General features: G+C 70.6%; 10 protein-coding genes. 8 read left to right on the forward strand and 2 right to left on the reverse strand.

The window, feature by feature from the left end; genetic code table 11:
* Positions 1 to 52 precede the first annotated feature (52 nt).
* The 5 genes from ACWGJB_RS04440 to ACWGJB_RS04460 all read left to right on the forward strand — a co-directional run bounded on the left by ACWGJB_RS04440 (position 53) and on the right by ACWGJB_RS04460 (position 4,624).
* Complete coding sequence (locus tag ACWGJB_RS04440) at positions 53 to 1,675, forward strand: sensor histidine kinase (protein ID WP_453378769.1); 1,623 nt, start codon at positions 53 to 55, stop codon at positions 1,673 to 1,675.
* The gene (locus ACWGJB_RS04445; RefSeq protein WP_046726726.1) at positions 1,672 to 2,079 is read left to right on the forward strand and encodes a roadblock/LC7 domain-containing protein; all 408 of its coding nucleotides are present in this window, start codon (positions 1,672 to 1,674) and stop codon (positions 2,077 to 2,079) included. The genes ACWGJB_RS04440 and ACWGJB_RS04445 overlap by 4 nt, the downstream gene beginning before the upstream one ends.
* A 128-nt stretch (positions 2,080 to 2,207) precedes the next feature.
* Complete coding sequence (locus ACWGJB_RS04450) at positions 2,208 to 2,504, forward strand: DUF742 domain-containing protein (RefSeq protein ID WP_360490392.1); 297 nt, start codon at positions 2,208 to 2,210, stop codon at positions 2,502 to 2,504.
* Positions 2,485 to 3,105: a GTP-binding protein gene (locus ACWGJB_RS04455; RefSeq protein ID WP_360490105.1), complete on the forward strand. Its 621-nt coding sequence runs from the start codon at positions 2,485 to 2,487 to the stop codon at positions 3,103 to 3,105. Before ACWGJB_RS04450 ends, ACWGJB_RS04455 begins: the two co-directional genes overlap by 20 nt.
* Positions 3,106 to 3,127: 22 nt before the next feature.
* A complete protein-coding gene (locus ACWGJB_RS04460) occupies positions 3,128 to 4,624 on the forward strand; it encodes a cytochrome P450 (protein ID WP_453378770.1) in 1,497 nt (498 codons plus the stop codon).
* 5 nt (positions 4,625 to 4,629) lie between these two features.
* Here the strand turns inward: ACWGJB_RS04460 and ACWGJB_RS04465 are convergent, their stop codons facing one another.
* On the reverse strand, positions 4,630 to 5,577 hold the full coding sequence (locus tag ACWGJB_RS04465; RefSeq protein WP_453378771.1) for an RluA family pseudouridine synthase: 948 nt from the start codon (positions 5,575 to 5,577) through the stop codon (positions 4,630 to 4,632).
* 121 nt (positions 5,578 to 5,698) lie between these two features.
* Positions 5,699 to 7,228 carry an amino acid permease gene (locus ACWGJB_RS04470; protein WP_453378772.1) on the reverse strand — a complete coding sequence of 510 codons (1,530 nt, stop codon included), beginning with the start codon at positions 7,226 to 7,228 and terminating at the stop codon, positions 5,699 to 5,701.
* Positions 7,229 to 7,461: 233 nt separating this feature from the next.
* Between ACWGJB_RS04470 and ACWGJB_RS04475 the strand changes: the two genes are divergently transcribed.
* The 3 genes from ACWGJB_RS04475 (at position 7,462) to ACWGJB_RS04485 (ending at position 10,076) form a co-directional block, all read left to right on the forward strand.
* Positions 7,462 to 8,112, forward strand: coding sequence for a PadR family transcriptional regulator (locus tag ACWGJB_RS04475; RefSeq protein WP_453378773.1), 651 nt, complete (start codon positions 7,462 to 7,464; stop codon positions 8,110 to 8,112).
* Between the two features lie 183 nt (positions 8,113 to 8,295).
* Positions 8,296 to 9,303, forward strand: coding sequence for an ATP-binding cassette domain-containing protein (locus ACWGJB_RS04480; protein WP_453378774.1), 1,008 nt, complete (start codon positions 8,296 to 8,298; stop codon positions 9,301 to 9,303).
* Positions 9,300 to 10,076: an ABC transporter permease gene (locus ACWGJB_RS04485; protein WP_453378775.1), complete on the forward strand. Its 777-nt coding sequence runs from the start codon at positions 9,300 to 9,302 to the stop codon at positions 10,074 to 10,076. Before ACWGJB_RS04480 ends, ACWGJB_RS04485 begins: the two co-directional genes overlap by 4 nt.
* Positions 10,077 to 10,149: the final 73 nt, after the last annotated feature.

Here is a 10,149-nt window from a genome sequence, read left to right on the forward strand (position 1 = left end):
TTCCCCCCACGAACTCCCCCGACACCCAGCCGATTCGTCTCAGAAGGCATACATGGTGAGTGTGCAACCGCCTCCCAATGGCCGTGAACTTTCCCTGGTGCGGGTGCTGTTGCTGCCCGCCATACTGATGGCCGTGGCGACCGCCGCAGCCGTCCTCCTGGTGGCGGAGCCCGCCCGGACCGCCGTCGGCGTGTGCGGGGCCGTCGGCATGCTGCTGGTGCTCGCGACGGCGGCGGAAGCGGTGCGCCGCGGCCGTAGGCTTCAGGCCGCCAAGGCCGAGCACGCCCGTCACAGTGCGTATCTGGAACAGCGCCTCACCACGAGCGACGAGGAGATCGACCGCCTCGGCAAAGAGGTGTTCCCGACCGCGCTCTACCGGCTGAAGGCCGGCGAGTCCCCCAAAGAGGTGATTCGCCAGGTCTTCGATCTCGACGCCCGGCTGCGTCACGCCCCCGAGTCGCAGCGCCGGCTGATCCGCACCATGCTCGACATCGTCGACGAGGAAGACCTCCAGCGCGACTCCCTGGAGCGCTCGTTCGTCAGCGTCGCCCGACGCGTCCAGGCCATCGTCCACCAGCAGGCACACGAACTCCGGGAGATGGAGGAGGACCACGGCCGCAACCCCGAGGTCTTCGACGACCTGCTGCGCATCGACCACGGCACCGCGCTGATCGGACGCCTCGCCGACTCGGTCTCCGTGCTCGGCGGCGGCCGCCCCGGTCGTCAGTGGCCCAACCCCGTCGCCCTCTACAGCGTGCTGCGCGGCGCCATGTCCCGGATCCTGGAGTACCGGCGCATCGAGCTGCACTCGATCTGCCAGGTCAACATCAAGGGCACCTCGGTCGAACCGCTCATCCACGCGGCCGCCGAACTCCTCGACAACGCCACCCGGTACTCGCCGCCCTCCACCAAGGTGCACGTCACCGCCGTCGAGGTGCAGTCCGGCGTGTGCATCGAGATCGAGGACGCCGGCGTCAGCCTCAACGAGGAGGCCCGTGGCCGCATCGAGGGCATGCTGGAGAAGGCCAAGCAGGGCAAGGACATCCAGGTCCTCGGTGAGAACCCGCGCCTGGGCCTCTCGGTCGTGGGCCGCCTCTGCACGACGTACGACATGGACGTCTCGCTGCGCGCCTCGGCGTACGGCGGTGTGCGGGCCGTCCTCATCGTGCCCAGCGACATGATGACCACCGACCCGGCCCCCGGCATCGCCCACGGCATCGGTGCCACCGGCATCCCGAAGCCCGAACTCGGTGCCCTCGAGGGACCCAAGCGGCCGCCCAAGAAGCGCCGGCCCACCAGCCCCCGCATCCCCGCCGGTATCTCCATGGAGGACGACGTCCCCGAGGTCACCGAGTGGACCGCGGGCGGCCTGCCGCAGCGGCGCAGCCGGATGAAGATGCCGCTCAGCCAGCGGCTCGCCGAACAGGCGGCCATCGAGCGCGCCGAGCGCGAGGGCAACCCGACCATCTGGTCGCAGCACAAGGATCCCGAGCCGGTGGCGCCGGAGCCCGAGCGCCGCGAACCCGGGCTCTGGGTGAATGCCTTCTGGGAGGGGCTCAAGAAGAACAACCCGGGGGTCCACCCGACCGACTTCACCCGGAACCCGACCAAGTACCTGCATCTGATCAATGATCCGGCCGGCACCGATGCCGACGACGAGGGGGACCTCAAGTGATCCAGCAGCGAGGCAACTTCGACTGGATGCTCAAGCAACTCGCCGACGGGGTACCGGGCGTCGAGATGATCGTCGTGCTCTCCGCCGACGGACTGCGCATCGCCCGGCACGGCGGCGACCCCGACGCCGCCGACCGGCTCGCCGCGGCCTGCGCGGGCGTACAGAGCCTGGCCGGTGCCGTCGCCCAGGAACTCCCGATCAGCAACGGCGACATGAACCTCGTCCTGATCGAGATCGACCGGGGCTACTTCTACCTCATGTCCGCCGGCGCCAACGCCTACCTCGCGGTGCTCGCCGACGTGACCTGCGAACCCGGGCGGATGAGCGAGATGATGCGCGACCTCGTCGTCCGTATCGGCGCCCATCTCACCAGTCCGCCCCGGCGGAACGGGCAGACCGTATGACTCCTCCGCAACGCAAACGGCGTCAACCCAGGCCGGAACACCAGCCGCCACCGCCCCCGCCCACGCCGCCGGCCGCCGAGGGCGGCGGCGAGGAGGGCGACAACAAGAACCCCGAGCGGCTCTACGTCATCAGCGGAGCCGACGGCGCACGGGCCGAACTCGACCTGGTCACCTTAATCGTGGCGCGCGCCGACCCACCGCCCTCGGTCACACCGGAGCAGGCGGTGCTGCTCCGGCTCTGTCTCGCCCCCCTGTCCGTGGCCGAGCTCTCGGCCTACCTCAATCTGCCGTTCAGCGCGATGACGGCACTGATCACCGAACTGATCACGGCCGAACTGGTGCAGGCGCGCGCCCCGATCGTCCGCCAGGCGCTCCCCGACCGTTCACTTCTCGAAGCGGTGATGCATGGACTTCAAAAGCTCTGAGACGATCCCCGGCCCCCGCACCGAGGACCAGCTGCCGCACACCGCCCAGGCCGCGGTGAAGATCGTGATCGTGGGCGGTTTCGGAGTCGGCAAGACCACCATGGTCGGTTCCGTCAGCGAGATCAGACCGCTGACCACCGAGGAGACCATGACCCAGGCCGGCATCGGGGTCGACGACAACTACGGCTCCGACTCGAAGACCGCCACCACCGTGGCCATGGACTTCGGCCGCATCAGCATCACCGACCAACTGGTCCTCTACCTCTTCGGCACCCCCGGCCAGGAGCGGTTCTGGTTCCTGTGGAACGGCCTGTTCGAAGGCGCCCTCGGCGCGGTCGTGCTCATCGACACCCGTCGCCTGGAAGTCAGCTTCGACGTGATGGGACGCCTCGAGGAGCGCGGGGTGCCGTTCGTCGTCGCCGTCAACTCCTTCCCGGACGGTCCCCGTTACCCCATCGAGGAACTGCGCACCGCGCTGGACCTGTCCCCCGAGATCCCCATCGTGGAGTGCGACGCCCGCCGCCGGGCCTCCAGCCGGGACGTCCTGATGACCCTGGTGCGCTTCCTGCACTCGCTCGCCATGTCCGGCGCGCTCACCTGACACCCCCTTCGGAGCGATCACTGTGACGCCTGAATCCCCCTACCCGGCCGGCACCAGCACGGACCCGGTCCCGCCGCCCGGCTGCCCGGCACACGACCGCGGACCCGGCGGACTGCAACGGCTCTACGGCGCCGACGCCGACGACCTGGGCGGGCTGTACGAGAAACTGCGCGACGAACACGGCGCCGTGGCGCCCGTCCTGCTCCACGACGACGTACCGATCTGGGCGGTCCTCGGACTCACCGAGAACCTCCAGATGGTCCGCACCCCCGCCGTCTACACCCGCGACAGCCGCATCTGGACCCCGCTGCGGGAGGGCATGGTCAAGCCCGACCACCCGCTCATGCCGCACATCGCCTGGCAGCCCATCTGCTCGCACGCCGAGGGCGACGAGCACATGCGACTGCGCGCCGCCGTTCAGGGCGCCATGACCACCATCGACCACCGCAGCATCCGCCGTCTCATCGGCCGCTACACCCAGCTGCTGGTCAACGAGTTCTGCGAGAGAGGCCGCGCCGAACTGGTCTCCCAGTACTCCGAGCACCTGCCGATGGCGGTCATGTGCGAACTGCTCGGCATGCCCGAGGAGTACAACGACCGGATCGTGGAGGCCACCCGGGACGCGCTCAAGGGCACCGAGACCGCGATCGCCAGCAACGAGTACGTCATGGGCTGCCTGACCCGGCTCACCGCCCGCCGCCGGGCCCGCCCCGAGGACGACTTCACCAGCCACCTCGTCACCCACCCCGCCGGGCTCAACGACGACGAGGTCGCCCAGCACCTGCGGGTCGTTCTCTACGCCGCCTACGAGACCACCGCCAACCTCCTCGCCAACGCGCTGCGCATGGTCCTCACCGAGCCGGGCTTCCGCGCCCAGCTCAACGGCGGCCAGATGACGGTGCCGGAGGCGATCGAGCAGTCCCTGTGGGACGAGCCGCCGTTCAGCACGGTCTTCGCCTACTTCGCCAAGCAGGACACCGAACTCGGCGGCCAGCGCATCCGCAAGGGCGACGGACTGCTGTACGCGCCCGCGCCGGGCAACGTCGACCCGCGGGTCCGCCCCGACCTGAACGCCAACATGCAGGGCAACCGCTCCCACCTCGCCTTCGGCGGCGGCCCGCACGAGTGCCCCGGTCAGGACATCGGCCGTGCCATCGCGGACGTCGGGGTCGACCAGCTGCTGACCCGGCTGTCCGACATCCAGCTCGACTGCGACGAGGAGGAGCTGCGCTGGCGCGCGTCGATCGCGTCCCGGCACCTGGTGGAACTGCCGGTGCGCTTCGACCCGAAGCCCAAGCAGGACGTGACCCTCATGCCGAGTCCCGCGCTGGTCCCGCCGCAGCGCACGGACTGGCAGGTCGGCATCACCCGCCCGGCAGCACCGGCACCGGCACCGACATCGGCCCCCGAGCCGCAGCCCCTGCCCGTGGCACCCCCGCCGGCCGCGGCCGTGGCGCCGGAACCCGCCAGGCCCCGGGGCATCTGGCCGAGGCTGCGCCGCTGGTGGCTCGGCCACTGACCGGCCTAGAGACCGGCCCAGTCCTCGTACGACTCCCAGGCCCGCAGCGTCCGCCCGCTGCACAGCCGGTGCTCGACCCCCGTGACCGGATCGGTGAACTCCAGCCTCCGCGCCAGCAGTTGCAGCGGACGCCGGAAGTCACCGGCCGGCACGGGGCCGGTCACCTCGGGATACAGCGGATCCCCGAGAATCGGCACGCCCAACGCGCTCATGTGGACGCGCAGCTGATGGGTCTGCCCGGTGTGCGGGATGAGCCGGTAGCGCCCCAACGGGCCTTTGCGCTCGACGAGTTCGACGAGCGTCTCCGCGTTGGGCTCCCCCTCGATCTCCCTGGCTGCCAGTACCCCGCGCTCCTTGAGAATCCGGCTGCGCACGGTCCGGGGAACGGCGAGCGAGGGGTCGTACGGCGCGATCGCCTCGTACTCCTTGCGCACCTGCCGCGCGCTGAACAGCGCCTGGTAGGCGCCCCGCTCCTCGGGCCGCACCGTGAACAGCACGAGCCCGGCGGTGAGCCGGTCCAGCCGGTGCGCGGCCCCCAGCGCGGGGATCCCCAGCTCCCGCCGCAGCCGGGCGAGCGCGGTCTCGGTGACGTGACTGCCGCGTGGGGTGGTGGCGAGGAAGTGCGGTTTGTCGGCGACGACGAGGTGGGCGTCGTGGTGGACGACGTCGAGGGCGAAGGGGACCGGGACCTCGGGGGGCAGGTCGCGGTGGAACCAGAGGCGGAGGCCGGGGGTGTAGGGCGCGTGGGCGGCGACGGGGTGTCCGTCGGCGCCCACGACGAGCCCTGAGTCCAGCATCTCCGCGACCATGCCGGGCGCGGCTCCGGAAAGCCGGGCCACGAGGTACTCACCGACGGTGGCCCACTCGTCGGAGACGGGCAACCGCACCCGTACGGGGTCCACCCCTTGGCGCTGGGGGAGGGGAGAGGGCGGGATGCGGGGCTTACGTCTCATTGCAGTCAGCGTATGTGGAGGTGCGTCGAGAAGGGGCACTCCAGGGCCACGGTGGGTGAGGCGCCCCGTAAGGGGCGCGGGGAACTGCGCGACCAGCCACGAACGGCCCGCGGTCGAACGACTACGCCACAGCCTCCGGCACAGCGACCGCCGTTCGGGACTCCGCCCGGACGAGTCGCCAGACCGCACCCACCGCAAGCGTCACCGTCAGGAACAACACGGTGAACCACCGGAAGTACCAGTGCCCCCCACTCGGGTCGTACACCGCCCCCCGAGGCCACGCCAGATTCACGCTCATCACCAGCCCGTACAAGAGCGCGACCGCGTTGACCGGCACCCCCCACCGCCCCAGCGAGAACAACGGCGCCCCGGTCTCGTCCGTCCCCTCGGCACGGAACTCCCCGCGCAGCCGCCGCACCAGCAGCGGCCCGGTGACCATCGCGTACGCCAGATACAGCATCACGATGCACGTCGTCCCGATCGCCAGGAACGCGTCCGGGGACGCGAAGTTGAGCAGCAGCAACGCACCGGCCAGCACCCCCACCACCACGGCCGGTGCCCCCGGCATGCCCGTACGGGGATTCACCCGCGCCAGGCGCCCGGCGAACGGCAGCTGCTCGTCCCGCGCCATGGAGAACAACATGCGAGAGGCCGCGGTCTGGATCGCCAGCGTCGCCACCGCGATGGCCACCACCACGTCGGCCAGCAGCACCCGGCCCACGCCGTCGCCGAGGCTGCTGGTCAGGACGTAACTCAGCCCGTCCACGCCCAGCCGTCCGTCGGTCAGGCTCGGCGCGGCCAGCAGGCCGCCGAGGACGACCAGGCCGCCCAGCAGCCCGGCCGCCCCCAACGCCGTGAGGATCGTCCGCGGCGCCGTCCGTCGCGGCTGGTGCGTCTCCTCGCTCATCTCGCCCGCGCTGTCGAAGCCGATCATCACGTACGCGGCCGTGAACGAACCGACCAGCAGTGCGCCCAGCAGGCCTCCCTCGGCTGCCGTGCCGGTGTGGAACGTGATGCCGGGGGAGCGCTCCGAGTGGGTGAGCAGCAGCACGATGATCAGGACCGCGCCGATGATCTCGGCGGTCACCCCGACCCGGTTGATCACGGACATCACGCGGTTGTCCATGACGTTCACGAGGGTGGTCAGGACCAGCAGGACGACACCCAGGACGGCCGCGTTGGCGGCGCCGTCGGCCGAGGTCGGCGCCGGGTCCGTGCCGATGAGCTGGAAGCCGGACCAGAGCGCGGGCAGCACCATCTGCAGGGCCAGCGCGGCCGCCGCGACCACCACGATCTGCCCGATCACCATGATCCAGCCGGCGAACCAGCCGAAGGACGGGTTCGACAGGCGTGAGGACCACTGGTAGATCGCGCCCGAGATGGGATAGCGCCCGGCGAGTTCGGCGAAGCAGGCGGCCACCAGCAACTGGCCGATCAGCACGGCCGGCCAGGCCCAGAAGAAGACCGGGCCGCCGAACGCGTAGCCGAAGGCGAAGAACTGGAAGACGGTCGTCAGTACGGAGATGAAGGAGAACCCGGCGGCGAACGAGGCGTACCGGCCGAGGCTGCGGTGCAGCTCCTGGCGGTAGCCGAACTCCTCCAGGGAGTGGTCGTCGGACTCCTTCAGGGAGTGGTCGTCGGTGGTCGTCACGGCGGTACCTGCCTGTCAGGGCGGATTTCCTGTCGGGCGACAGAAATTAGGGACGCGCTGTTTCGAAGGCGTCACGCCGGCGTGTCCGGAGCGGGCCCAAGTCCTCACGCCCTTGTGGAGCGGCTTCAGACGCGATACATCGTGTGTATTGACGGCCCCGCTTGAATCGCGATATGTTCGGTCACGGATATTCGGTGGCGAGGAGACTGGCGGAGAGGGCGAGGTGGGTGTCGATGGCGACCAGGCGCCGCAAGCTGGGCAACCCCCTGGCGCTCGCCGTGATGGTGCTGCTCGTCGAGCGGCCGATGCACCCGTACGAGATCGCCCAGACCCTGCGCAGGCGCGGCAAGGACACCAGTCTGAAGATCAACTACGGCTCGCTCTACACCGTCGTGCAGAACCTGGAGAAGCATGGCTTCGTCGAGGTCACCGACGTGGAGCGGCAGGGCAACCGCCCGGAGCGCACGCTGTACGGCATCACCGACGCCGGGCGCGAGGAGGCCACCGAATGGCTCTCGGACCTGGTCGCCGTGCCCGCGAAGGAGTACCCCATCTTCGAGGCGGCGCTGTCGCTGCTGGGGGCCCTCCATCCCGACGAGGTCGCCCGGCTGCTGGAGGAGCGGCTCAACTCGCTCGACGTGCAGGCGGCTAGCCTGCGCGGGGGGCTGGACAAGCTGCGCGAGACGCTGCCCCGGCTCTTCGTGATCGAGGCCGAGTACCAGTTGCACATGGTCGAGGCGCAGGCCGACTGGGTCCGCGGCTTCCTGGCGGAGCTGACGGACGGTGGCTTCCCGGGCGTCGTGGACTGGCGGCACTTCCACGAGACGGGGGAGATGCCCGAGGAGTACCTGAAGCTGGAGGCCGAGTTCGAGCAGAAGCAATGACGAACAGACCCCGGCAGGGCTGTTGCAGCAGCCCGGCCGGGGTCTCGAACCCCGAACCGAACCCGCCGTGCGGCGGCTCCGGGCCATCGAGGTGCGGCACACCCAGGATAGCCCGGCGCTCATCGCGCGGATCATTCGCGATCACCCGCGATCATTCGCGATTTCCCCAGGAGAGCAGCCGACATGAGCACCCGTGCGCCCGCAGTGCAGGCGCGCCAGCTGATCAAGACCTACCCCGGTGACGTCACCGCGCTGAACGGCATGGACGTCACCGTCGAACCCGGCACCGTCTTCGGGCTCCTCGGACCCAACGGCGCCGGCAAGTCCACCACCGTCAAGATCCTCACCACTCTGGCCCGCCCCGATTCGGGCACCGCCACCGTGGCCGGCCACGACGTGCTGCGCCACCCGGACCGGGTGCGCCGGGCGATCGGCGTGGTCGCCCAGAACTCCGGCGCCGACCCGGTCGCCACCGGCCGCGAGAACCTCCAGCTCCAGGGCAGGCTCTACGGCCTGCGTGGCGCCGCCCTGAACCGCCGGATCGAGGAGCTGCTGGCCCGCTTCACCCTCACCGAAGCCGCCGGCCGCCCGGTCAAGGGTTACTCCGGCGGTATGCGACGCCGCCTCGACGTGGCGCTCGGCCTGGTCCACCGCCCCGAGGTGCTCTTCCTCGACGAGCCCACCACCGGCCTGGACCCCGAGGCCCGCACCGCGATGTGGGACGAGATCGGCCGGCTGGCCGGCGAGGAGGGCCTGACCATCCTGCTCACCACCCACTATCTGGAGGAGGCCGACCGGCTCGCCGAGCGGATCGCGATCGTCGACCGCGGCCGGATCGTGGTCGAGGGCACCCCCGACTCCCTCAAGGGCGAACTGCGCGGCGACGCCGTCCATGTGGAGCTGCGCGAGGCACTCGGCGACGCCGGTCGCACCCTGCTCACGGGCGCCCTGACCGGGCTGGCCGGTGTGCACGAGGCGCTCTTCGACGGCCGCCGGATCAGCGCCCGCGCCGACGACGGGGCCGTCGCCATGCCGACGCTGCTCGCCGCACTGGAGCGGGCCGGGGTGACCGTGGTGGCCGCGACCGTGGCCCGCCCCTCCCTCGACGACGTCTATCTGCGCTACGCGGGCCGCCGTTACGCGGAGGCCGACGCCGCCGACGCGCTCGCCCCCGCCGGAGGTGCCCGATGAGCAACGCCCTGTCCCAGACCTGGTACATGACTCAGCGTCAGCTGCTGGTGTTCGCCCGCCAGCCCGCGTTCGCCGTCATCACGCTGATCCAGCCGGTGATCTGGCTGTTCCTGTTCGGCAACCTCTTCAAGAAGGTCGTCGAGCTGGGCGGCTTCGGCACCACCAGCTACCTCGACTACCTGGTGCCGGGCGTGGTCGTGATGAGCGCCCTCAGCTCCAACATGTGGGCGGGCATGGGCACGTTGGAGGAGATCCAGCGCGGCACCCTGAACCGCTTCCTGACCACGCCGGTCAGCCGGGCCGCGCTGATGAACGGCAACGTGGTGAACAACGGCCTGGTCACCGCGGGCCAGTCGCTCATCATCGTGCTGCTCGGCCTGCTGGGCGGCGCCGACTACCCGGGCGGGATCGGGGGCATCGCCATCCTGGTGGTGGCCGCCGTACTGCTCGGCACCGTCTTCGGGGCACTGTCCAACGCGCTCGGCATGCTGGTGCGGGAGCGGGAGTCGATCATCGGGATCAACACCTTCCTGCTGCTGCCGCTGACCTTCCTGTCCAGCGCCTTCATGGCGCCGTCCCAGATGCCCGGCTGGATTCGGCACATAGCCGACTTCAATCCGCTCGACTGGGCGATGGTGGCGGGGCGTTCGGCGATGTCGGCGGATCCCGACTGGGGTGCGGTACTGGGCCGCGGCGGCGCGCTGCTGGCGCTGGCGGTCGCGGCCGTGTGGCTGTCGATCAGGACGTTCAGGTCGTACCAGCGGTCGGTGTGACCGACACGGGACCGGCGGCCCCCGCGGGGGGCGCCGGTCCAGAAGCTGCACGGCTCGACCGGGCGGGGGGGCC

This window comes from Streptomyces sp. NPDC054813 (genome assembly GCF_053611365.1).

Coding starts and splice junctions, on each gene's coding strand:
- ACWGJB_RS04440 (WP_453378769.1), top strand. CDS start 53: ATGGTGAGTGTGCAACCGCCTCCCAATGGCCGTGAACTTTCCCTGGTG.
- ACWGJB_RS04455 (WP_360490105.1), top strand. CDS start 2,485: ATGGACTTCAAAAGCTCTGAGACGATCCCCGGCCCCCGCACCGAGGAC.
- ACWGJB_RS04465 (WP_453378771.1), bottom strand. CDS start 5,577: ATGAGACGTAAGCCCCGCATCCCGCCCTCTCCCCTCCCCCAGCGCCAA.
- ACWGJB_RS04475 (WP_453378773.1), top strand. CDS start 7,462: ATGGCGACCAGGCGCCGCAAGCTGGGCAACCCCCTGGCGCTCGCCGTG.
- ACWGJB_RS04480 (WP_453378774.1), top strand. CDS start 8,296: ATGAGCACCCGTGCGCCCGCAGTGCAGGCGCGCCAGCTGATCAAGACC.
- ACWGJB_RS04485 (WP_453378775.1), top strand. CDS start 9,300: ATGAGCAACGCCCTGTCCCAGACCTGGTACATGACTCAGCGTCAGCTG.